This window comes from Cellulomonas composti, from assembly GCF_007990245.1.
GTDB lineage: Bacteria > Actinomycetota > Actinomycetes > Actinomycetales > Cellulomonadaceae > Cellulomonas > Cellulomonas composti.
This window is the reverse complement of record NZ_BJWG01000002.1, coordinates 68,569-89,358: the sequence shown is the minus strand read 5'-3', so window position 1 is coordinate 89,358 and position 20,790 is coordinate 68,569. Positions and strand designations below refer to the sequence as shown.

25 protein-coding genes are annotated in these 20,790 nt (G+C 75.2%); 15 read left to right on the top strand and 10 right to left on the bottom strand.

All coding sequences use genetic code 11. From position 1 onward, the window contains the following. Positions 1–21 precede the first annotated feature (21 nt). Positions 22–744, top strand: a complete 723-nt coding sequence (nth, locus tag CCO02nite_RS02975; protein WP_146841565.1) for an endonuclease III — start codon at positions 22–24, stop codon at positions 742–744. Here nth and CCO02nite_RS02970 read toward each other — a convergent pair. The 3 genes from CCO02nite_RS02970 to CCO02nite_RS02960 are packed head-to-tail and all read right to left on the bottom strand — an operon-like array spanning position 734 to position 3,652. Beyond that, entirely contained in the window at positions 734–1,663 is a 930-nt protein-coding gene (locus CCO02nite_RS02970; protein WP_146841564.1) for an alpha/beta fold hydrolase, read from the bottom strand. The genes nth and CCO02nite_RS02970 overlap by 11 nt on opposite strands. Then, complete coding sequence (gene nhaA, locus CCO02nite_RS02965; RefSeq protein WP_146841563.1) at positions 1,660–2,928, bottom strand: Na+/H+ antiporter NhaA; 1,269 nt, start codon at positions 2,926–2,928, stop codon at positions 1,660–1,662. The genes CCO02nite_RS02970 and nhaA overlap by 4 nt, the downstream gene beginning before the upstream one ends. Before the next feature lies 1 nt (position 2,929). Beyond that, entirely contained in the window at positions 2,930–3,652 is a 723-nt protein-coding gene (locus CCO02nite_RS02960; protein ID WP_146841562.1) for a winged helix-turn-helix transcriptional regulator, read from the bottom strand. A gap of 101 nt (positions 3,653–3,753) precedes the next feature. On the opposite strand from CCO02nite_RS02960, the gene CCO02nite_RS02955 reads away from it, so the two are divergent. The 12 genes from CCO02nite_RS02955 to CCO02nite_RS02900 all read left to right on the top strand — a co-directional run bounded on the left by CCO02nite_RS02955 (position 3,754) and on the right by CCO02nite_RS02900 (position 12,634). After that, a complete protein-coding gene (locus CCO02nite_RS02955) occupies positions 3,754–4,488 on the top strand; it encodes a hypothetical protein (protein ID WP_146841561.1) in 735 nt (244 codons plus the stop codon). Between the two features lie 2 nt (positions 4,489–4,490). Next, a complete protein-coding gene (locus CCO02nite_RS02950) occupies positions 4,491–4,979 on the top strand; it encodes a thioredoxin family protein (protein WP_186812559.1) in 489 nt (162 codons plus the stop codon). After that, positions 4,976–5,461: a DUF4395 domain-containing protein gene (locus tag CCO02nite_RS02945; protein ID WP_146841560.1), complete on the top strand. Its 486-nt coding sequence runs from the start codon at positions 4,976–4,978 to the stop codon at positions 5,459–5,461. The genes CCO02nite_RS02950 and CCO02nite_RS02945 overlap by 4 nt, the downstream gene beginning before the upstream one ends. A gap of 209 nt (positions 5,462–5,670) precedes the next feature. Next, complete coding sequence (locus CCO02nite_RS02940; protein WP_146841559.1) at positions 5,671–6,354, top strand: heme-binding beta-barrel domain-containing protein; 684 nt, start codon at positions 5,671–5,673, stop codon at positions 6,352–6,354. A 3-nt stretch (positions 6,355–6,357) separates the two neighbouring features. After that, positions 6,358–7,569: a CAF17-like 4Fe-4S cluster assembly/insertion protein YgfZ gene (gene ygfZ, locus CCO02nite_RS02935; RefSeq protein WP_146841558.1), complete on the top strand. Its 1,212-nt coding sequence runs from the start codon at positions 6,358–6,360 to the stop codon at positions 7,567–7,569. Between the two features lie 55 nt (positions 7,570–7,624). Next, entirely contained in the window at positions 7,625–8,701 is a 1,077-nt protein-coding gene (locus CCO02nite_RS02930) for an FUSC family protein (RefSeq protein WP_246117307.1), read from the top strand. A gap of 69 nt (positions 8,702–8,770) precedes the next feature. Then, on the top strand, positions 8,771–9,031 hold the full coding sequence (locus tag CCO02nite_RS02925) for a type II toxin-antitoxin system prevent-host-death family antitoxin (protein ID WP_146841556.1): 261 nt from the start codon (positions 8,771–8,773) through the stop codon (positions 9,029–9,031). 12 nt (positions 9,032–9,043) lie between these two features. After that, positions 9,044–9,463: a type II toxin-antitoxin system VapC family toxin gene (locus CCO02nite_RS02920; RefSeq protein WP_146841555.1), complete on the top strand. Its 420-nt coding sequence runs from the start codon at positions 9,044–9,046 to the stop codon at positions 9,461–9,463. A 35-nt stretch (positions 9,464–9,498) separates the two neighbouring features. Next, positions 9,499–9,834, top strand: coding sequence for a DUF2516 family protein (locus CCO02nite_RS02915; RefSeq protein WP_146841554.1), 336 nt, complete (start codon positions 9,499–9,501; stop codon positions 9,832–9,834). A 10-nt stretch (positions 9,835–9,844) separates the two neighbouring features. Then, a complete protein-coding gene (locus CCO02nite_RS02910; RefSeq protein ID WP_371862470.1) occupies positions 9,845–10,921 on the top strand; it encodes an asparaginase in 1,077 nt (358 codons plus the stop codon). A 3-nt stretch (positions 10,922–10,924) separates the two neighbouring features. After that, on the top strand, positions 10,925–11,359 hold the full coding sequence (gene dtd, locus CCO02nite_RS02905) for a D-aminoacyl-tRNA deacylase (RefSeq protein ID WP_146841553.1): 435 nt from the start codon (positions 10,925–10,927) through the stop codon (positions 11,357–11,359). A 723-nt stretch (positions 11,360–12,082) separates the two neighbouring features. After that, positions 12,083–12,634: an O-acetyl-ADP-ribose deacetylase gene (locus CCO02nite_RS02900; protein ID WP_146841552.1), complete on the top strand. Its 552-nt coding sequence runs from the start codon at positions 12,083–12,085 to the stop codon at positions 12,632–12,634. Positions 12,635–12,947: 313 nt separating this feature from the next. On the opposite strand, the gene CCO02nite_RS02895 is transcribed toward CCO02nite_RS02900, so the two are convergent. Together CCO02nite_RS02895 and CCO02nite_RS02890 are read right to left on the bottom strand one after the other, a co-directional pair. Continuing rightward, positions 12,948–13,529: an alpha/beta hydrolase family protein gene (locus tag CCO02nite_RS02895; protein ID WP_246117306.1), complete on the bottom strand. Its 582-nt coding sequence runs from the start codon at positions 13,527–13,529 to the stop codon at positions 12,948–12,950. 9 nt (positions 13,530–13,538) lie between these two features. Next, on the bottom strand, positions 13,539–14,627 hold the full coding sequence (locus tag CCO02nite_RS02890; protein WP_146841551.1) for an aminotransferase class V-fold PLP-dependent enzyme: 1,089 nt from the start codon (positions 14,625–14,627) through the stop codon (positions 13,539–13,541). Between the two features lie 89 nt (positions 14,628–14,716). On the opposite strand from CCO02nite_RS02890, the gene CCO02nite_RS02885 reads away from it, so the two are divergent. Then, positions 14,717–15,673, top strand: coding sequence for a LysR family transcriptional regulator (locus CCO02nite_RS02885; RefSeq protein WP_146841550.1), 957 nt, complete (start codon positions 14,717–14,719; stop codon positions 15,671–15,673). A 21-nt stretch (positions 15,674–15,694) separates the two neighbouring features. Here the strand turns inward: CCO02nite_RS02885 and CCO02nite_RS02880 are convergent, their stop codons facing one another. Continuing rightward, a complete protein-coding gene (locus CCO02nite_RS02880; protein WP_146841549.1) occupies positions 15,695–16,507 on the bottom strand; it encodes a Cof-type HAD-IIB family hydrolase in 813 nt (270 codons plus the stop codon). 35 nt (positions 16,508–16,542) lie between these two features. Next, complete coding sequence (locus tag CCO02nite_RS02875; protein ID WP_146841548.1) at positions 16,543–17,337, bottom strand: SanA/YdcF family protein; 795 nt, start codon at positions 17,335–17,337, stop codon at positions 16,543–16,545. A 199-nt stretch (positions 17,338–17,536) separates the two neighbouring features. On the opposite strand from CCO02nite_RS02875, the gene CCO02nite_RS02870 reads away from it, so the two are divergent. Then, the gene (locus CCO02nite_RS02870; RefSeq protein WP_146841547.1) at positions 17,537–18,121 is read left to right on the top strand and encodes a hypothetical protein; all 585 of its coding nucleotides are present in this window, start codon (positions 17,537–17,539) and stop codon (positions 18,119–18,121) included. 97 nt (positions 18,122–18,218) lie between these two features. On the opposite strand, the gene CCO02nite_RS02865 is transcribed toward CCO02nite_RS02870, so the two are convergent. Genes CCO02nite_RS02865 through CCO02nite_RS02855 form a run of 3 tightly spaced genes read right to left on the bottom strand, consistent with a single transcriptional unit; the run spans position 18,219 to position 20,780 of the window. Further along, complete coding sequence (locus tag CCO02nite_RS02865; protein WP_146841546.1) at positions 18,219–18,884, bottom strand: response regulator transcription factor; 666 nt, start codon at positions 18,882–18,884, stop codon at positions 18,219–18,221. Beyond that, positions 18,881–20,419 carry a sensor histidine kinase gene (locus CCO02nite_RS02860; RefSeq protein ID WP_146841545.1) on the bottom strand — a complete coding sequence of 513 codons (1,539 nt, stop codon included), beginning with the start codon at positions 20,417–20,419 and terminating at the stop codon, positions 18,881–18,883. The genes CCO02nite_RS02865 and CCO02nite_RS02860 overlap by 4 nt, the downstream gene beginning before the upstream one ends. Further along, positions 20,412–20,780, bottom strand: a complete 369-nt coding sequence (locus tag CCO02nite_RS02855) for a hypothetical protein (protein WP_146841544.1) — start codon at positions 20,778–20,780, stop codon at positions 20,412–20,414. The genes CCO02nite_RS02860 and CCO02nite_RS02855 overlap by 8 nt, the downstream gene beginning before the upstream one ends. Between the last annotated feature and the right edge of the window lie 10 nt (positions 20,781–20,790).

Below are 20,790 nucleotides of genomic sequence, written 5' to 3'. Positions count from 1 at the left end.
ACCTGGACGTACGCTGCCCGGGTGACGCCCCCGCGAACCACGACAGAGCCGGACGCGCACCCCGAGACGCCTCTGGCCCGCACCCGCCGCGCCCGACGGGTCGACCGGCTGCTCGCGCAGCGTTACCCGGATGCCCGGTGCGAGCTCGACTTCCGCAACCCGTTCGAGCTGCTCGTCGCGACCGTGCTGAGCGCGCAGACCACCGACGTGCGGGTCAACGCGACGACGCCGACGCTGTTCGAGCGGTGGCCGGGACCGGCGCAGCTCGCGGCGGCCGACCCCGACGAGCTCGAGGACGTGCTGCGGCCCACGGGCTTCTTCCGCGCCAAGGCGCGCGCGGTCATGGGTCTGTCGCAGGCGATCGTCGAGCGGTACGACGGGCGCGTGCCGAACCGTCTGGCGGATCTGGTGACGCTGCCGGGGGTGGGGCGCAAGACCGCGAACGTCGTGCTCGGCAACGCGTTCGGCGTGCCGGGGATCACGGCGGACACGCACGTCCTGCGCCTGTCCCGTCGGCTCGGCTACACCACCAGCGACGACCCGCTGGTGGTCGAGCGCGAGCTCGGCGCACTGCTCGAGCGGCGCGACTGGACCATGGCGTGCCACCGGCTGATCTTCCACGGCCGGCGCACGTGCCACGCGCGGCGTGCGGCGTGCGGTGCGTGCCCCGTGGCGCGGCTGTGCCCGTCGTTCGGCGTGGGGGAGACCGACCCCGTCAGGGCGGCCGCGCTCGTCAAGCCGTGACGCGCTCGAGCCACTCGAGCAGCACGGCGGTGACGCGTTCGGGCGCCTCCTCGGGCAGGAAGTGGCCCGCGTCGGCGACCAGCTCGAACCGGTGGTCCGGGCCGAGCAGCTCGGCCACCTCGCGCGAGAGCGGGGCGTGCGCGGCGGGTCGCAGCCCGTCGTGCGCGCCGTGCAGCTGCAGCGTGGGCAGGGGCCGGGCGTCCTGCAGCCCGACGACGTAGCGGCGACCGTCGAGCCGCGGCAGCGACCGGCCCAGCCAGCGCAGCTGCTCGAGCTGGCTGTGCGCGGCGAACGGCACGCGCAGCGCGGAGCGGTAGGTCTGCTCGGTCCCGCGGTCGCACCAGGGCCCGGGTCCGCCCCACTCGGAGAACCACCGGCGCGCGAGGTCCCCGTGCGCGAGGGCGCGCTCGGGGAGCGACGGCAGCTGGACGTACGTGAGTCGTCGCAGCGCGGCCGGGCGCACCGTGGACCACGGGTGCGCGCGGGCGTCGAGCGGGTGCGGAGCGGACAGCGCCGCGACCGCACGGGTCACGTCGGGCTGGAGCGAGGCCATGGCCCAGGCGATCTCGCCGCCCGTGCCGGTGCCCACGACGACCGCCTCGGGTGCGCCGAGCGAGCGGATGACGCCGGCGACGTCCGCGGCGAGCGTCGGCACGTCGTAGCCCTGCGGCGGCTTGTCGGACCCGCCCGTGCCGCGCACGTCCATCGCGGCGACGCGGTAGCCCGCAGCGGCCAGCGCGGGCATCTGGTGCCGCCAGGCCCACCAGAACTGCGGCACGCCGTGCAGGAGCACGACGAGCGGCGCGTCGCGTTCGTCGGGACCGCTGACGGCCACGTGGAACCGCGCGCCGTTGGCCGCGACGAACCGGTGCTGCCACGGGCCGTCGAGCAGCAGGGAGGCGGAGTCGACGGCGGTCACGACGACTCGGAGAGGCTGAGATGGTGACGACCGCGCACGCGTAGCAGGATGCCACCGATGACGGCGGCGGTGAGCGACGCCACGAGGATCGCCAGGACGGCGTGCTCCTCGTGCGGCGAGTCGGGCCCGAACGCGAGCTCCGCGACCAGCAGCGACACCGTGAACCCGATGCCGCCGACGGCGCCGACCGCGAGCACGTCGCCCCAGCGGATCCCGGGCGCGAGCGTCGCGCGGGTGAACCGGGCGACGAGCCAGGTCGCGCCGAGGATGCCCAAGGGCTTGCCCACGACGAGCCCGACGGCGACACCCTGGGCGACCGGGTCACCCGCCGCCTCCGCGAGGGCCTTGCCGGAGATCGTCACACCCGCCGCGAACAGCGCGAACAGCGGCACGGCCAGGCCCGCCGACCACGGCCGCCACGCGTGCTCCCAGCGTTCGGCCAGCGAGTCCTCGGGTTCCTCGGTCAGGCGCAAGGCGCGGCGCGTCGCCGCGGGACTGGCCGGGACCGCGAGCCCGAGCGCCACCGCGGCGATCGTGGCGTGCACGCCCGACGCGTGCAGCAGCGCCCAGGCCGCGAACCCGAGCGGGACGAGCAGCCACCCCGTGACGATCCCCCGGCGCAGGAGCACGGCGAACAGCGCGACCGCACCGACCGAGCCGATCAGCGGCCACGGCAGCACGTGCTCGGTGTAGACGGTGCCGATCACGATGATCGCGAGCAGGTCGTCGACCACCGCGAGCGTGAGCAGGAAGGCGCGCAGCGCGGCCGGCAGCCCGCGCCCCACCAGCGCGAACACCGAGACCGCGAACGCGATGTCGGTCGCGGTCGGCACGGCCCAGCCGTGCGGCGTGCCACGCCCGGCGGGCAGGTTGACCGCGAGGTAGAGCGCGGCGGGGACGAGCATGCCGCCGACGGCCGCGACGATCGGCGTGACCGCCGTGGCGGGGCGGCGCAGCTCCCCGACGGTCAGCTCCCGCACGAGCTCGAGCCCGACGACGAAGAAGAAGATCGCGAGCAGCCCGTCGGAGGCCCACTGCGCGAGCGTCAGGTCCAGGTGCAGGGCGGCGGGCCCGACGACGGTCTCGCTGACCGTCTCGTAGGCGGCGGGCCACAGGTTGGCCCACAGCAGGGCCGCGACGGTGCCCGCGAGCAGGAGCACGCCGCCGACGCGCTCCTCGCGCAGCGTGTCGGCGAGGTTGCGCGCGGAACCGGGCGTCAGCCCGGCGAACAGGGACCGCGGCGGGTCGGTTCGGCCGGCCCGCACGTCAGGCTGCTGGCTCGGGAACTGTGTCGCGATCGCTGGCTGCGCGGCGGTCCTTCGGCGGGTCGAACCGGTACCCGACGTTGCGCACGGTGCCGATGAGCTGCTCGTGCTCGGGCCCGAGCTTGGCCCGCAGGCGCCGGACGTGCACGTCGACGGTCCGGGTGCCCCCGTAGTAGTCGTAGCCCCAGACCTCCTGCAGGAGCTGGGCGCGCGTGAACACCCGGCCCGGGTGCTGCACGAGGTACTTGAGCAGCTCGAACTCCTTGTACGTCAGGTCGAGCGGGCGGCCCCGCAGGCGGGCGGTGTAGCCGCCCGCGTCGATCGTCAGCTCGCCCGAGCTGATCTCCTGCGGCGCGTCGTCGTAGCCCGCGACCGCGGCGCGCTCCATCACGAGGCGGAACCGTGTCTCGACCTCGGCCGGACCGGCCGACTCGAGCACGATGTCGTCGACACCCCACTCGGCGGTGACCACGGTCAGGCCGCCCTCGGTGAGCACGAGCACGAGGGGTACCGACAGGCCGGTCGCCCGAAGCAGCCGGCAGGTGGTGCGTGCCGTCACCAGGTCGCGGCGCGCGTCGAGCACGACGATGTCCGCGTCGGGGGCGTCCACCAGCGCGGACGGCTCCACGGGGAGCACCCGCACGCGATGCGACAGCAGTCCGAGCGCCGGCAGCACCTGGGCCGATCCGCCGGACGCCGGAGTCAGGAGCAGAAGGTCTGCCACCGGTCACCTCCCTGCGGCGAGTGAGGCACACGGTACCGCGTGCGGCGACCAGGTCCGGGGCCGTTCCAGGAGCGGCGTGGATTTCTGCGAGACTGCGCGCCATGCCTCTCGCCACACGCGCGACCGTCACTGCGGCGCTCGCCGCCGTCGTCGCGGTCGCGGGCTACCTCGGCGGGCTGCCGGTCACGATCGTCGGGATCCTGCTCGTCGTGGCCTTCGCGCTCGGCTGGCCCGCGTTGGCCGGCCTGCCGTTCCGGCCGGGTTCGTCGGCGGTCGTGGGCCTGGGCGGGGTGGGCGCGGTGCTCGCGGTGCACTTCGTGCCGGACCAGCCCTACCTGCGCAACCTGCCGATCGTGTTCGCCACGTCGATCCTGCTCGCGTTCGTCAACGAGCTGCTGCGCAGGGACGGGCGCGAGCGCATGGTCGAGTCGGTGTCCGGGACGGTCGCGGGCACGCTCGTCGCGGTCGCGACGGCCGGGTGGGTGGCCATCGGCCGCACGCCGGGAGGCGAGCCGATCGTCGTCGTGGGTGCGCTCGCGCTCGCCGTGGGGTCCGCGGTCGTCGCGCTCCCGCTGCACGGCTGGATCGGGGCGCTGGTCACGACGACCGTCGCGGTGCTCGCCGGGGTCGCGACCGGGGCGCTGCTGCCCGACATCGACGTGCGTGCGGGCGTCGCGCTCGGCTTCGCGGTCGGCGTGCTGGTCGCGTCGCTGCACACGCTGTTCGACCGGCTGCCGTCGCTCGAGCGCCGCACGCCCGCGCTCGCGGCGGTCACGCTGCCCGTCGCGGTGACGGGGATCCTCGTGTACGTCGTCGGCCGCGTGCTGGTGGGCTGAGCGTGCCGCCGCGTGCACTCCTGGTCGTCGCCCTGCTCGCCGTCGCGACCCTCGTCGGGTTGTGGTGGCGTTCGCGCAACGGCCGCTACAGCGCGGTCCCGCCGGACGTCGTGCGGGCGGCGGAGGCGTACGACGAGGGTGCCGCGGACGCGCACGACGAGGGTCGCGACGACCGGCTGCGACCCGCCGAGCTCGGGATCGCGCTCGGCTCGGTCGCGACCTTCGTGCAGCTCTCGAGCGAGGTCTGCGCACCGTGCCGCCGCACGCATGCGGTGCTCGCGGAGCTGGCGGCGCACGAGCCCGGCGTCTCGCACGTCGAGCTGGACGTGGCGCAGCACCTGGACCTGGTGCGACGCTTCCATGTCATGCGCACCCCGACGGTGCTCGTGCTCGACCCGTCCGGCGTCGTCGTCGGGCGGATGTCGGGTGCGACCGACCGCCGGCACGCGCACCACGCGCTCGAGCGGCTGGCCCAGGAGACCACGCGATGACCGATCCCCGCCCCGACGCCGACCCGACGACCTCCACCGCGGACCGCCCCGGCCCCGCGGGGATCGACCCGCGCGGGCCGCGGTTCGGTGCGGCGCTGACCGCCGTGCTGCTCGTCGTGGTCCTGCTGCTGGGCATGACGCCGGCCGCGACGGCCGTGCTCGCGCTCGTCGTGGCGAGCTTCGCGCTCGGCGTCGCGCGCGGCGTCGGCGGCACGTGGCAGGGCTGGGTGTTCCGCCGGTTCGTGCGGCCGCGGCTCGCGGCGCCCACGGAGCTCGAGGACCCGCGTCCGCCGCGGTTCGCGCAGCTCGTCGGGCTGGTCGTGACAGGCGTGGGTCTGCTGCTCGGGCTGCTGGGTGTCGAGGCCGCCGTGCCGATCAGCGCCGCGATCGCACTCGTTGCCGCCTTCCTGAACGCCGCGTTCGGGCTGTGCCTCGGCTGCGAGATGTACCTGCTCGGTCTGCGGCTGCGCGCGGCGCGCTGAGGCAGTTCGAGGGGCCGGAACACCGCGGGTGCCGGTGGTCGTTAGGATCGACGGCATGACAGCGCTCGAGGGGCTCTTCATCGGCCTGCTGGTGGCCGCGACGCTCGCCATCGCCTGGACCGCCGGGCTGGTCGTCCTGCGGCTCTTCAAGAGCCAGCGCTGAGGACGCCCGGCGGCCCGCCGACCGCCGGAACGAGGAGGCACCGCCCATGACGTTCGCCCTGCCCGAGGGGCTCGCGCCCGAGGTCTACCCGCTCGCCTGGTTGGTGGGGCGGTGGCACGGCGAGGGTGTCGTCGGCTACCCGGGGGTCGAGGAGTCGACCTTCACGCAGGACGTCGTCTTCGACCACGACGGCGGTCCGTACCTCTCGTACTCGTCGACGATCCGGCTCGTCGTCGCCCCGGACGACGCGTCGGCGCTCGCCGGGACGGGCGACGAGGCCGACGCCGCGGGCGGTGACCTCCCGGAGGGCGAGGGTCCCGTGTGGTCGACCGAGTCCGGCTTCTGGCGCATCCCGCCCGAGCGGCCCGCCGACCTGGAGGACGCCAAGTTCCCGGTCGAGGTGCTGCTCGCGGACCCGTCCGGTCATGTCACCGTGTACGTCGGGGCGGTCGGCAACGGGCGTGTGGACCTGATCAGCGACCTCGTCGCGCGGACCGCGACCGGTGCGGACGTGACCGCGGGCACGCGGCTGTACGGACTGGTCAACGGCGAGCTGATGTGGGCGCACGACCTGGCCGCGTTCGGCCAGCCGCTGCAGACCTACGCCTCCGCGCGCCTCGTGCGCGTCGACGCAGCCTCCGACGAGACAGCCTCCGACGGGACGGCGTCCGACGAGACGGCGTCCGACAGGACAGCGTCCGACGACGCCGCGCCCGAAGGCGAGGGCTGAGCGGTGAGTGACACGCTCGAGCACGACGCCCGGCCGACGCACGGCGAGGCCCCCCGGCACACCAGCCCGCTGCTGGGCCGACGCGGCGCGGTCGCGGGCAGCGGCCCGGACGCGGGCGTCGCCTGGCACTACGGCGACCCGACCGCGGAGCAGCGGGCCCTGGCCCGCGGCCGCGCGGTGGCCGACCAGTCGAACCTGGGCGTGGTCCGCGTCGCCGGCCCGGACCGCCTGACGTGGCTGCACTCGATCACCTCGGCCGAGCTCACGGGACTGACGCCCCGCCGGTCCACCGAGCTGCTGGTCCTGAGCCCGCAGGGACACGTCGAGCACGCCGCGGGCGTCGTCGACGACGGCGAGGCGACCTGGTTGCTCACCGAGACCCCCGCGGCCCTGGCCGCCTGGCTCGACCGGATGCGCTTCACGCTGCGTGTCGAGGTCGTGGACGTCACCGACGACTGGGCAGCGATCGGCGAGCCGGTGCGCGCCGAGGGCACCGCCGACGAGCCCGTCACGTGGAGCGACCCGTGGCCGTTCGTCGCACCCGGCGGCACCCGCTACGGACCGCCCGACGACGAGCACCCGGGTGCGGACCGCGACTGGCGGCTCGTGCTGGTCCCGCGGGCCGAACTGGTGGTGCAGGTGGCGGCGCGCGAGGCGGCCGGCGGCATGCTGGTCGGCACGTGGGCCACCGAGGCTGCGCGCGTCGAGGCCTGGCGCCCGCGCGCGTCCCGTGAGGTCGACCACCGCACGATCCCGCACGAGCTGGACTGGCTGCGCACCGCGGTGCACCTGCACAAGGGCTGCTACCGCGGCCAGGAGACCGTCGCGCGCGTGCACAACCTGGGCCGGCCGCCGCGTCGGCTCGTGCTGCTGCACCTCGACGGTTCGGGCCACGTGCTGCCGGAGCCGGGTGCCGCGGTGCACGACGCCGTGCCGCGCGGTGCGGACGCGCAGGACGGTGCGGGCGACGTCTACGCGGTCGGCCGCGAGGTCGGGCACGTCACGAGCGTCGCGCGGCACCACGAGCTCGGCCCGGTCGCGCTCGCGGTGGTCAAGCGGTCGCTGCCGGCGGACGCGCCGCTCGTCGTGCTCGCGGACGGGACGCACGTGAGCGCGGGGCAGGAGACGGTCGTGCCCGGAGAGGGTGTCTCGACGGACCGGCCCGCGCAGCGAGGTCCACTGACGCGCGGTCTCGGCGTCCACCCCGCGCTCTGAGGGCGGGCTGACGTTGGCCGCGGCCGAGTCCAGACCGACGCTGCACGACACGCGCGTGCTGCTGCGCGCCCGCGCCCGGCAGGGCGTCGCGCGGGTGCGCTCCGCGTGGTTCCCGATCCTGCAGGCGGCGGTCGCCGGTGGGCTCGCGTTCGCGTTCTCGCGGCACGTGCTCGGGCACCCGTACCCGTTCTTCGCGCCCGTCAGCACGTGGATCGCGCTCGGCTTCTCGATGGACCGCTCGGTGCGGCGCGTCGCCGAGCTCGCGGTCGGGGTGGCGCTCGGCGTGGGACTCGGCGACGCGGTCGTGCACGTCATCGGTTCGGGCGTGTGGCAGGTCGCGGTCGTGCTGTTCGTCGCCGCGCTCGTCGCGCGGTTCCTCGACCGCGGCGCGATGCTCACGACCCAGGCCGGCGTGCAGGCCATCGTGATCGTCGGGCTGCCCGCGGTCGGCACGGCGGGCAGCCCGTTCGGGCGCTGGACCGATGCGCTCGTCGGCGGTGCGCTCGCGCTCGGCGTCGCGCTGCTCACCCCGTCCGACCCGCGCCGGCACCCGCGCGCGCTCGGCGGCCGCGCGCTCGACGAGGTCGCGACCGTGCTGCTGGGCCTGAAGGACGGGCTCGCGCAGCGCTCCGCGACGCTCGTCGAGGACGCACTGGTGCGCGGCCGGGCGTCCCAGCCGGTGTTCGACGACTGGACGGACGCCGCGACGAACGCGCGCGACCTGGCGCGGATCTCGCCGGCCGTGCGCCGGCACCGCGACGAGCTCGCGGCCCTCGTCGTCGCCTCCGTGCACGCCGAACGCGCGATGCGCAACACCCGCGTGCTCGTGCGGCGTGCGCTGCCGGTCGTCGACGCGCCGGCGACGCACGACCTCGACGGGCTCGCCGCGACGGTGCTCGACCTCGCGATCGCCGCACAGGACCTGTCGGCCGCGACGAGCGGCGGGGTGCGTCCCGACCGGGCCTGCAGCGAGCTGCTCGCCGCCGCGGCGTCGCTCGACCCGTTCGTGCTCGCGCCCGACGACTGGCACGTGCAGAGCCTCGTGCTGCTCGCCCGCTCGCTCGTCGTCGACCTGCTCGAGGCGGCCGACGTCGACCCGGCGGCCGCGCGCGCCGCGCTTCCGGAGATCTGAGCCGTCCGCCGACCGGGACGTCGCGGCACCCGGCGGACGCCGCGGCGCCGGCCGCGGTACGGTCGGCGCGTGGAGGTCGCGGTCAGCGCGTTGCGCGCAGAGCTCAGGCAGTGGATCGAGACGGCGCGCGCGGGGCAGGACGTCGTCATCACCGAACGCGGCATCCCCGTCGCCCGGCTGACGGGCATCGAGGCGTCCGACCTGCTGATGCGGCTCGAGCGCGACGGCCTGCTGGCGCCCGCGAGCGCGGAGCGCGAACCCGCCGCCCCGGTCACGACCGCCCGGCCCGCGAACGCCGTGTCCGGCCTGGTCCGCCGGCTGCGTCGCTGAGGCCTGGCCGACGTGGCGATCTGCTACCTGGACACCAGCGCGCTGGTGAAGCTGTGCGTGCAGGAGCCGGGCTCCGAGCTCGCGGCCGCGCTGTGGGAAGGCGCCGACCTCGTCGCGACCTCGCGGCTGGCCGACACCGAGGTGCGTGCGGTCCTGGCGGCCGGGCACCGCGCGGGCCTGCTGACCGACGACGACGCGCAGGCGGCGCTCGATGCGTGGGAACCGCTGTGGGCGGCGCTGCATGTCGTCGAGCTGCAGGACGTGGTGACGGCGGGGGCCGCGACGCTCGTCGGGTACCACCCGCTGCGGGCCGCCGACGCGCTGCACCTGGCCTCCGCGCTCGCGCTGCGCTCGCCGGACCTCGTCGTCGTCGCGTGGGACGAGCACCTGGCCGCCGCGGCACGCGCGGAGGGCCTTCGCGTCGTGCCGTGACGCGCCGCGGGGTGCATGCACCGTAGGCTCACCGCGTGGGTCTCGTCGGAACTCTCCAGTGGTTCGTGTTCCTCGCCTTCATGCTGGTGATCTTCGCGCTGTGCGTGTGGGCACTGGTCGACTGCGCGCGCCGTCCCGCGGCCGCGTTCGTCTCGGCGGGCAAGCGCACCAAGAACCTGTGGCTCACGGTCACGGGCATCGCGACGGTCGTCTCGTTCCTCACGCTGCCGCCGCTGAGCCTGTCGTTCTTCCTCGGCATCGTCTCGGCGGTCGCCGCGATCGTGTACCTCGTGGACGTCAAGCCCGCCGTCGAGCCGTACTCGCGCCGCGGCGGCGGCGGCGGCCCGCGGGGGCCGTCGGGCGGCTGGTGAGGCACCCGTCGTGAGCTCCGTGGAGCCGGTCGGTCCGGCAGGTCCGGCCGTTCCGATCGAGGGTCCGGACGTCGGCGCGACGGCCGTCCCGCTCGCGCGCGTGCTGCGCGGCGACCTCGTCGAGTCCGTGCACGCGGGGCACCTCGTCGTGCTCGCGCCCGACGGCTCGCTGCGGCTCGCGCTCGGCGACCCGTTCGCCACGTTCTGGGCGCGGTCCTCGCTCAAGCCGCTGCAGGCGGTCGGGATGCTCCGGCAGGGCCTCGACGTCGACGACGAGGCGCTCGCGCTGGTGTGCGCGAGCCACAACGGCGAGCCCCGGCACCTCGCGGTCGTCCGGCGCATCCTCGCCGACGCGGGGCTGACCGAGGCCGATCTGGACAACACGCCGGACCGCCCGCTCGACGCCGACGCGGCCTGGCAGTGGCGCGCCGACGGGCACGGACCCGCGTCGCTCACGCAGAACTGCTCCGGCAAGCACGCGGGCATGCTCGCGACCTGCGTCGCCGCGGGCTGGCCGACCGGGGGCTATCGCGACGCGCAGCACCCGTTGCAGGTCGCGCTGCGCGGCGTCGTCGGGGAGCTCACCGGCGAGCACGTGACGCACGTGACGGTCGACGGGTGCGGTGCCCCGTTGTTCTCGACGAGCCTCGTCGGGCTCGCGCGGGCGTTCGGACGGATCGCGCAGGACGACGGGTCCGACGAGGGTGCGGGCACGGGCCTGGGCGACGGCCGCCCGTCGGCCGCTGCGGGCCCGCCTGCGACGCCCGAACGGCGTGTGGCGCGGGCCATGAGCACGCACCCATGGCTCGTCGCGGGGACGGGTCGCGACGCGACCGCGTTCATGACCGCGCTGCCCGGGCTGGTGGCCAAGGACGGCGCCGAGAGCGTGTACGCCGCGGGTCTGCCGGACGGGGGTGCGGTGGCGCTCAAGATCGCCGACGGTTCGGCGCGGCCGCGCGCGGTCGTGCTCGCGGCGGCGCTCGCGGTCGCCGGGGTGGATCCGGCGGTCGTCGGGCCGGTCGGCGCGACGCCGGTGCTGGGCCACGGCGAGCCGGTCGGCGCGGTCGTCGCGACGTTCGGGGGCTGAGCGGTGCGGGCGGTGGTGCAGCGCGTGACGCGCGCGGCGGTGACGGTGGACGGCGCGGTGGTCGGCCGGATCGACCGGCCGGGCCTGCTCGCGCTCGTCGGCGTCACGCCCGGTGACGGGCCGGCTCAGGTCGAGCTGATCGCGCGCAAGATCGCGGAGCTGCGGATCCTGCGCGACGAGCAGTGCGCCGTCGACGTCGGGGCGCCCGTGCTCGTCGTCAGCCAGTTCACGCTGTACGCGGACACGCGCAAGGGCCGCCGGCCGACGTGGAACGCCGCCGCACCGGGTGCCGTCGCGGAGCCGCTCGTCGCGGACGTCGTCGCGGCGCTGCGCGAGCGAGGGCTCGAGGTGGCGACCGGGGCGTTCGGCGCCGACATGGCCGTCGAGCTCGTCAACGACGGGCCCGTGACGATCCTGCTGGAGTCGGTCCCCGAGTGATCCGTCGGGACGCCGCGGCCGGCTGATGCCGCCCGAGCACACTGCCCGTTGCACTGCCGGAGCGCACTGTCCGGAGACACAGGAAGGCCCCTCGGAGTAAGCGTCCGAGGGGCCTTCCCGGTTGACCACAGGCAGAGAAACCGCCGGCGAACCGACCATTCCTCGCCACCCGGCGAACCGGATGGCCAGCGCCGCTCTGACGGTGCGGCTCCCGCTCGCCTTCTCGGCACCCCGGCGAACCGGTGCCCCTCGAAGGAGAGCTGGACTGCGATCGACCGTCCGGTCCGTAGCAACCTCCGCGGCGTCATCCGCGGCCCCCTAGGTCGCCCCAGGAGAGTGGTCGCCCGTTTTCCGGCCGGCCCGACCCCGCCCGATCGATGTCCGCCGGTGCCCAGGTCCCCGAGGGGCCCCTTCGTCCTGCGGTCTCGAACCGTTGAGGTCGATGTGAGATTTCTAGTCCTCCCCACGGGACCGCTGCAAGGGGTTCCTGAAGGTTTCTTTATCCACATTTTGCTGCACAGGGATGTCCACAGGCCGACCTGCACGAACGCGAGATGAGCACAGGCCTGTGGACGGAATTTGTGGACGGTTCGCGTGTCGTTCACTCGTCCGGACCAGCACGCGACCTACCGTGTGAACCGGCGAGGGCCCCTCGGAGTAAGCGTCCGAGGGGCCCTGTCGCGTCCCCGGCCGGGTCGCCCCCGGACAGGCGATGATGACGGCATGCGCATCGAGGCCGTGCTCGGCGACATCACCACGCAGGACGTCGACGTCGTCGTGAACGCGGCGAACAGCTCGCTGCTCGGGGGTGGGGGCGTCGACGGCGCTATCCACGCCGCCGCGGGGCCGGGGCTGCTGGACGCGTGCCGCGCGCTGCGACGCACGGAGCTGCCCGCGGGTCTGCCCGTCGGCCACGCGGTCGCGACGCCGGGGTTCGACCTGCCCGCGCGCTGGGTGGTGCACACCGTCGGACCCAACTGGCACGCGGGCGAGCGCGACCGAGGCATGCTCGTCTCCTGCTTTACGGCCTCGCTCGAGGTCGCGGTGGGCCTCGACGCCGCGACGATCGCGTTCCCCGCGATCAGCGCGGGCGTCTACGGCTGGGACGTCGACGAGGTCGCGCGGCTCGCGGTCGGCGCGGTGCGGGCCTGGTCGTCGGGCACCGCGCAGGACGTTCCCGACGAGTCCGCGCCGCTCGCGCACGGCATCGAGCTCGTGCGGTTCGTGCTCTTCGGCCCGGCCACGCTCGCCGCGTTCACCGCTGCGCTGGCCTGATTTCTGCACAGGTCGAGCCAGGTGGCCGGGCCTGAGAGCGGGGGAGCTACTTGCTCCCTGTCGAGGAGCCGGCGGTGCCGGGCGGAGGCGTCGTGGGGGCGCTCGACACGGGCACCCGCGACGCGACCGGCGCAGCACCGCGTTGGCCCTCCTGCACCAGCACACGCGCTGTCGGCCGCGGCGCGAGGCCGGCGGTCTCCCGCCGCCCGCTTCCGTCGTTCGCCATCGTCAGCTCCTCTGTGCTCCCGCGTCACGGTCTGCGGCTTCTGGGTCGATCCAGTCGATGATGTCACCCGGCTGACGCTGGGAATGATCAGTGCGAGCCGAGCCAGGTGCGTACGGCGGCGATCACCGGCGCGTCGGCCGGGTCGTGCGGGCCGGTCACCAGCTCGAGGTGCCACGGGCCGCCGAGCGCCGCGAGCTCGCGCGCCAGCTCGTCGGGTGTACCGAAGGGGTCCGTGCGACCCGAGACGGCCAGCACCGGGACGTCGATGTCCGGTAGGTGCGCGATGCGCAGGTTCTCGGGCTTGCCGGGTGGGTGCAGCGGGTAGGACAGCAGCACGAGACCCGCGACGGGCAGGCCGTCGGCGACGGCCATCGAGCACATCCGCCCGCCGTAGGACCGCCCGCCGACGACGATGCGGTCGGTGCCGACCCCGAGCTCGGCGGCGAACGCCTCGACCTGCTCGCGCAGGAACGGCACCGCGACGGTCGGGCGGTCGGGCATGCGCGAGCCGCGCTGCCGGTACGGGAAGTCGACGCGACGCACCGGCAGCGGCGCGAGGGCGTCCTCGAGCGCGACGAGCGTGCGGTGGTCCCGCCCGGCACCCGCGCCCGGCGTGAGCAGCAGCCCGGCGACGTCGCGCGGTCCGGTCCTCGTCGGGATGGCGGTCACGCTCCGAGGCTAGTCACCGGACCGACGGGCCGATCCGACGAGGGCGCCCGCGTCCGCCAGCGCGTCGGCCGCGAGCTCGACGTCGTCGGCGTCGTTCCACACGTGGAACGCGAGCCGCACGCCGCCGCCGCGTCCCGCGACCCGGCAGCCGGCGGCCTCGAGCCGCGCCCGGAGCGTGCCGTGCTCGTCGTCGGGAAGAGTGACGACCGCACGCCCCGCGGGCGGCAGGTCGAGACGGGCGCGCAGCGCATCGGCCAGACCCACGTCGTGCGCGCGCACCTCGTGCGGGTCGGCGGCCGCGAACAGCTCGAGCGCGGGGGCGGCCCCCGCCCAGCACAGCCAGGCGGGGGACACGTCGAAGCGGCGGGCGTCGTCGGCGAGCCTCATCGTCGGGCCGTACACCGACCGCCAGACGTCGGCGCCCGCGTACCAGCCGGCCGCCACCGGCCGCAGGCGCTCGCGGGCGGCCGGGCCCACGGTGAGGAACGCGACTCCCCGAGGTGCGGCGAGCCACTTGTAGGCCGCGCACACGGTGACGTCCGCGAGCGTCGCGTCCACGGGCATCCACCCGGTCGCCTGGGTCACGTCGCAGACCGTGAGCGCACCCACGGACCGGGCGGCCGCCGCGACCTCGGCCAGGTCCGTGACGCGGCCGTCGCGCGACTGGGCGAGCGAGAACGCCACGACGTCGGTGCCGGGCACGATCTCGTCGACCAGGCGTTCGGCCGGGACGTGCCGGACCTGCACACCGCGGTCGGCCTGCACGAGGAACGGGTAGACGACCGACGTGAAGTCGCCGTCCACCGTGAGCACGCGCGCGCCGTCGGGAAGCGACGCCGCGACGGTCCCGACGAGTGCGGAGGCCTGTGACCCGATCGCCACGTCCGTGACCGGCGTCCCGACGATCGTCGCGTAGGCCGCCCGCGCACGGGCGACGGCCACGTCGTAGCCGGCGGTCGTCGCGGTGCCGGCGGACCACTCGTCGAGCGCGTCGCGCAGCGCGGCGACCGTCGCGCGCGCGGGAAGGCCGTTGGTCGCGGCGTCGAGGTAGCCGGGCACGCGGTCGAACGCGGCGCGCAGGGCGGGGAGCGTCGTCATGCCACCAGTCTCGGCACCGTGGGAGCATCACACAACGACCAGATCATGCTCAATGGCATCACTCGCGGTGATGCATGGATGGGGAACCGATGTCCGACGAGGGTGTGCTCGACAGGGCCCCGCTCGGCGTCGTCGACGTCGGCGGGCTGCGGACCCTGCGGGCGATCGCCGACGCGGGCTCGATCACGGGTGCGGCGGCGCTGCTCGGCGTCGGGCAGCCGGCGGTCAGCCAGCACGTGCGGCGGCTCGAGCGTCGGCTCGGCACCGCGCTGCTGGACCGCAGCGGCCGGTCCGTGCGCCTCACCGAGGCCGGCGCGGTGCTCGCCCGGCACGGTGCGGCGGTCGGTGCCGCGCTGCGCGCCGCGGACGCCGACGTCGCCGCGCTCACGGGCCTGCAGCGGGGGCGGGTCCGGCTGGCCGCGTTCCCGTCGTCGTCGGCGACGATCGTGCCGCGCGCGCTCGCGGCGCTGCGCGAACGGCACCCCGGGCTGTCCGTGACGCTCGACGAGGTCGAGCCGCCCGACTCGCTGCGCCTCCTGCGCGAGGGCGCGTGCGACGTGGTGCTGGCGTTCGCCTACCCCGGCGTCGAGCTCGGCCGGGGGCAGGACGACCTCGTCGGGCTGGTCACGCGTCACCTGCTCGACGACGCGACGACCGTCGCGCTGCCCGCCGGCCACCGTCTCGCCGCGCACGAGCAGGTGGACCTCGGCGCACTCGCGGACGAGGAGTGGATCGCGGGCTGCCCGCGCTGCCGGGGCCACCTGCTGGCCGCGGCCGCCGAGCGCGGCTTCACGCCCACGATCGGCTACGCCACGGACGACTACGTCGCCGTGCTCGCGCTGGTCGCCGCCGGGCTCGGCGTCGCGTTGCTGCCCGACCTCGTCAGGCCCGTCGCCCGTCGCCACCCCGGCGTCGTCGTGCGCCCCGCCGCCGGGACGGCCGCCCGTCAGGTGCACGCCGTCACGACGCCCGACCTGCTGCGCGTGCCCGCGGTCGCCGCGACGCTCGCCGCTCTCACGGCCGCCGCCCGCACGCCTGCGGGCTGACGACCCGCTCGCGGCCCGGCCTCAGGCGATGTCGAGGACGGCCCTGATGGTCCGCACCACTCCGTCGTCGTTGTTGGACGGCGCGACATGGGCCGCCGCGGCGAGGACGTCCGGGTGCGCGTTCGCCATCGCGTAGGACCACGCCGCTACCGCGAGCATGCCTAGGTCGTTGAGGTAGTCGCCGAACGCCATCGTCTGCTCGGGCGTGATCCCCAGGGTCCGCTGCACGACCTGCAGCGCAACACCCTTGTCGACGCCGCGCGCCATCACGTCGACCCAGTGCAGCCCGGACACGACGACCCGGTCGGCGGGGTCGAACGGCGCGAGCAGCGGCCCGGCGCCGCGCTCGGCGGAGCCGAAGTCGTACACGGCGACCTTGAGCACGTCGTCGTCGACCGCGAGCACGTCGGGGACGGTCTCGAGCAGCGCGTAGTACGGCCGGGCGTGCGCGAGGAACGCCTCGTCGGCGCGCTCGACGTACGCGGACCGTTTGCCGCACAGCACGACGCCCAGGTCCAGGTACGTCGCGGCGCGCACGGTCTCGACGACGGCGCGGGCGGTGTCCGACGAGAGCGTCGTCGACGTCAGCTCGACCCCGTCGCGCACCACGTACGCGCCGTTCTCCGCGACGTAGACGAGGTCGTCGCGGCCGAACTGGGCTCGCAGGGTCGCGTACTGCCGGCCCGACGCGGGCGCGACGGTGATGCCGCGCGCCAGCAGCTCGTCGAGCAGCGGCCAGAAGCCCGGCGGGACGTTCTTGTCGTCGTCGAGCAACGACCCGTCCATGTCGAGGGCCACCAGCCGGACGTCCGCGCGCTCGCTCACCCGGACCATCCTGCCCTGCCGCCAGGCCGCGACCGTCCGGGCGGTCAGGAGCCGGTGGTCGCCAGCGCCTCGTCGATCGTGGGGGACGGCTCGTCGTCGACCGCGGGCCGGCGCGACGTCAAGGCGTCCCAGAACGCCTTGTAGGACGCGGGGATCTCCCGCAGCCGCCACATCAGCGCCTGCTTGGGCTGCACGCTCGCGGCGGAGACCCCGACGCCCGTCACGTCGATCCCCGCGGCCTGGCACGAGAACAGCGCCCGCCGCAGGTGGTAGCTCTGCGTGAGCACCACCGCCTGGTCGACACCGAAGACGTCGTGCGCCCGCACGCACGAGTCGTGCGTGTCCAGACCGGCACCGTCGAGCACCACGTGGTCGACCGGGACCCCGCGCTCGACGAGGTAGTCGCGCATCGCCGCGGGCTCGTCGTGGTACGGCGTGCTGTTGTCGCCCGAGACGAGCACGACGTCGATCCGGCCCTGCTCGTACAGGCTCTGCGCGGCGTTGAGGCGGCGGCGCAGGTAGGTGGACGGCGATCCGTCGGGGCGCAGCCCCGCGCCGAGCACGAGCGCGACGGGTGCAGGTCCGGCTGACTCGAGGCTGCGGACCCGGGTCTGACCGACGCCCTGCACCCACGCCAGCGGGAGCACGAGCACCACGACGACGACGAGCACGACGAACAAGGCGCGGCGTCGCCTGCGCCGGCGTCGCGGCGCCGCGTGCCGGTCCGCGGCGGGGACGGTCGCCGGGTCGGTCGCGGGGTCGGTCGTCGGGTCGGTCGTCGGGTCGGTCGGCCCCGGGACGTCGGGCGCGGGTGGCGTCGCGGCGGTCGGGGCGGTCATCCCGCGAGCGTAGGCGTTCGGGCTGTCGGGCGGGCGCGGACACGGGAACGGTCGGTGAAGGTCGCGTGCGGGTCTGCGGGGGCCGACCTCCCGCGTGATGAGAGAGCTCTCATCCGCGTCTCCCGTCGACCTCATGCGCGGCCGCGAACCTCGTGGCATCGGCCCGGGCAGTCCGCGCCGGAGAACCTCAGGAGGAACCATGTTCCAGCTGTCGCGTCCCGTCTGGGTCGTCGCCGGTGCGCTCGGCGCGCTCACGCTCGTCGGAGGTGCCGCCGTCGCGGCGTCCGACTCGCCCTCGTCGACCCCCAGCAGCCCTGCCACGTCCGTGAGCGCGTCTCCCTCGCACCGGGCGTCCGACGACCCGACGCCGTCGAGCTCGCCCGAGCCGACCGACCCGGCCAGCCCGAGCCCCTCCGCCTCGCCGACGAGCGAGCCGGACGACTCGGGCCATCACCGCGGCTCCGACGACTCCGGTCACCACGGCGACGACGACGCCCCCGACGACTCCGGTCACCACGACGGGACCGACGACTCGGGTCACCCCGACGGGACCGACGACTCGGGTCACCACGGTGACGATGACGGCTCCGACGACTCGGGTCACCAAGGTGACGACGACGGCTCCGATGACTCGGGTCACCACGGCGGCGACGACGGCTCCGACGACTCGGGTCACCACGGTGACGATGACGGGACCGACGACTCGGGTCACCACGGTGACGACGACTCTGGCCACCACGGCGGCGACGACGACTCCGGCCACCACGGCGGCTCGGACGACTGACGGGCCCCTGCTCACGCCGCCGGCGAGGTCACCTTCGTGGCCGAGCCGGCGGCGTCGTGCTGCCCGCCGTCAGCCTTCGAACGTCAGCCTTCGAACGTCAGCTTTCGAACCGGTAGCCGACGCCGCGCACCGTCGTGATGAACTCGGCCCCGAGCTTGCCGCGCAGGTAGCGCACGTACACGTCGACGACGTTCGACGACGGGTCGAAGTCGTACCCCCACACGCGCGAGAGCAGCTGCTCGCGCGACAGCGCGGTCCCCGCGTTGCGCAGGAACGTCTCCGCGAGGGCGAACTCGCGCGCCGACAGGTCGACCACCTTGCCGTCGACGGTCGCCCGCCGGGAGCGCAGGTCGAGCGTGACGGCACCGCGGCGCAGGATCGTCGTGTCGTCACGCGCGTCCGACTCGGACCGCAGCCGCAGCCGGACCCGCGCGAGCAGCTCCTCGAACCGGAACGGCTTGGCCATGTAGTCGTCCGCGCCGCCCTCGAGCCCGGCGACCGTGTCCTCGATCGAGCCGCGCGCGGTCAGGATGATCACGGGCAGGCGCGAGCCCGCCGCGCGCAGCCGGCGCAGGACGTCGAAGCCGTCGCCGTCGGGCAGGCCGAGGTCCAGCACCATGAGGTCGACCTCGCCGCTCACCGCGAGGTCGTACGCCTCGCGGGCCGTCCCGACGACGGTCGGCGCGTACCCCGCGGCCCGCAGACCCTTCGCGACGAACGACGCGATCCGCTCCTCGTCCTCGACCACCAGCACGCCGCTCACGCGTGGGCCCCCTTCTCGTCGGACGTCCCGCCAGGCATCCCGCCAGGCATCTCGTCGGGTACCTCGTCGGGTACCTCGTCGGGCAGGTCGCCGCGCAGCTCGTCGGACGTCTCGTCGGGCACGACGAACGCGGGGACGGCGACGACGAACGTCGAGCCGACCCCCGGCGTCGAGGCGACCTCGACCGTCCCGCCGTGCGCGTGCGCGATCGCCGCGACGATCGCCAGCCCGAGCCCGGCGCCGTCGGTGCCCGCCGCGGCGTCGCCGCGCTCGAAGCGCTCGAAGACCCGGCCGAGCTCGTCGGGCGGGATGCCGACGCCCTCGTCGCGCACCCACAGGCGCAGCGTGCCGTCAGCGACGGCCGAGCCGAGCGTGATCGTCGAGCCCGGTGCGGAGAACTTCACCGCGTTCGACGCGAGCTGCAGCCAGGCCTGCGTGAGGCGGCGCGCGTCGAGCACGCAGATCGCGTCCGCGCGCTTGTCGACGCGCCACGCCCGCTCGCCGAGCCCGCTCGCCTTGTCCAGGGCGTCGTCGGTGAGCACGCCGACGTCCGTCGGCGCGGGCCGCACGAAGCCCTCGCGGTCCGCGACCGCGAGCACCAGCAGGTCGTCGACGAGCAGCCGCATGCGGTCGACCTCGTCGAGCGCGAGCTCACGCGTCGCGCGCACGTCCGTGGCGTCGTCGACGTCCATGAGCTCGAGGTGCCCGCCGATGATCGTCAGGGGTGTGCGCAGCTCGTGGCCGACGTCGTCGAGCAGCCGCCGTTGCGCCGTGAGGCTGGCCTGCAGACGGTCGAGCATCGCGTTGACGGACTGGCCCACGTCGCCGACGTCGTCGTCGGTGGTCACCGGCACGCGCGCGTCGAGCGAGCCCTCGTCGACCCGCGCGGCGGTCTCGCGCAGCGCGCGCAGAGGCCCGAGCACGCGTCCGAGCAGCAGCCACGCCGCGAGCCCGGCGACGAGCAGCGCCCCGGCCGCGACGACGAGGTAGGTGCGCCACGCCTCGTCGAGCGCCGCGATCTCCCGGTCCCGCACCGATGCGACGACGTACAGGCCGGTCGTCCCGCCCGCCGTGCCGTCGACGACCAGCGGGACCGTCACCAGCCGGTAGCTCGCGAGGTCGGTCGTCACCGTGCGCAGCCTGGTGCCGTCCTCGGGCGCCAGCCCCCGCAGCACGTCGACGAGCTGCGGGTCGTCCTCGAGGCGCACCCCGACCGTCGTCGGGGCGTACCAGGCCGGCTCGCCGTCGACGAGCGCGATGCTGCCCTCCGTCGGCGCCGGCAGCGTCTCCTCCATCGCCTGCCGCAGGATCCCGCCCACCGGCAGGTCGGCGTTGGCCTCCGCCACGCGCGCGACCCGCTCCGCGGCGCGTGCCAGCCCGTCGTCGACCCGCTCGTCGAGGCTCTGCCGCTGGATCGCGTACGTCGCCAGTCCCGCGCCCGCCAACCCGAGCGCGACGATCGCGACGGTCGCCGCGACGACCTTGGCCCGGACCGTGCGCCACGGGCGCCGGCGGGGCGGTTCGGCGTCAGTCATCGTCGCCCGAGTCGTCCCCGCCGCCGCGGCCACGGTTGCCGCCGTGGTCGTCCGAGCCCCCGTCGTCGTCGGACGTCGCGTCGTCGTCCGGGGTGCGCGGGGGCGCCGGATCGACCGGCGTCGGGCTGCTCGGCGACGAGGACGGCGTGCTCGAGGGCGTGGACGTCGGTGTGCTCGACGCCGTCGGGGTCGTCGTGGGCGTGCTCGTCGGGCTCGTCGGGCTCGCCGGGCTGACGACGACCGGCCCGTCCAGCGTGCGGTCGGCCGGCGCGGCGAGCGCGGACGCGACCGCCAACGAACCCCCGACCACCGCGAGCGCGGCGACCAGCACCACCAGCACCGTGCGCGCGCTCCTGCTCATACGCCCATAG

What these genes read in the sequence shown, in the direction of transcription:
- CCO02nite_RS02955 (WP_146841561.1), top strand. Translation starts at nt 3,754, where the DNA reads ATGCCTCTCGCCACACGCGCGACCGTCACTGCGGCGCTCGCCGCCGTC.
- CCO02nite_RS02945 (WP_146841560.1), top strand. Translation starts at nt 4,976, where the DNA reads ATGACCGATCCCCGCCCCGACGCCGACCCGACGACCTCCACCGCGGAC.
- CCO02nite_RS02940 (WP_146841559.1), top strand. Translation starts at nt 5,671, where the DNA reads ATGACGTTCGCCCTGCCCGAGGGGCTCGCGCCCGAGGTCTACCCGCTC.
- CCO02nite_RS02900 (WP_146841552.1), top strand. Translation starts at nt 12,083, where the DNA reads ATGCGCATCGAGGCCGTGCTCGGCGACATCACCACGCAGGACGTCGAC.
- CCO02nite_RS02890 (WP_146841551.1), bottom strand. Translation starts at nt 14,627, where the DNA reads ATGACGACGCTCCCCGCCCTGCGCGCCGCGTTCGACCGCGTGCCCGGC.
- CCO02nite_RS02885 (WP_146841550.1), top strand. Translation starts at nt 14,717, where the DNA reads ATGTCCGACGAGGGTGTGCTCGACAGGGCCCCGCTCGGCGTCGTCGAC.
- CCO02nite_RS02880 (WP_146841549.1), bottom strand. Translation starts at nt 16,507, where the DNA reads ATGGTCCGGGTGAGCGAGCGCGCGGACGTCCGGCTGGTGGCCCTCGAC.
- CCO02nite_RS02875 (WP_146841548.1), bottom strand. Translation starts at nt 17,337, where the DNA reads ATGACCGCCCCGACCGCCGCGACGCCACCCGCGCCCGACGTCCCGGGG.
- CCO02nite_RS02870 (WP_146841547.1), top strand. Translation starts at nt 17,537, where the DNA reads ATGTTCCAGCTGTCGCGTCCCGTCTGGGTCGTCGCCGGTGCGCTCGGC.
- CCO02nite_RS02860 (WP_146841545.1), bottom strand. Translation starts at nt 20,419, where the DNA reads ATGACTGACGCCGAACCGCCCCGCCGGCGCCCGTGGCGCACGGTCCGG.
- CCO02nite_RS02855 (WP_146841544.1), bottom strand. Translation starts at nt 20,780, where the DNA reads ATGAGCAGGAGCGCGCGCACGGTGCTGGTGGTGCTGGTCGCCGCGCTC.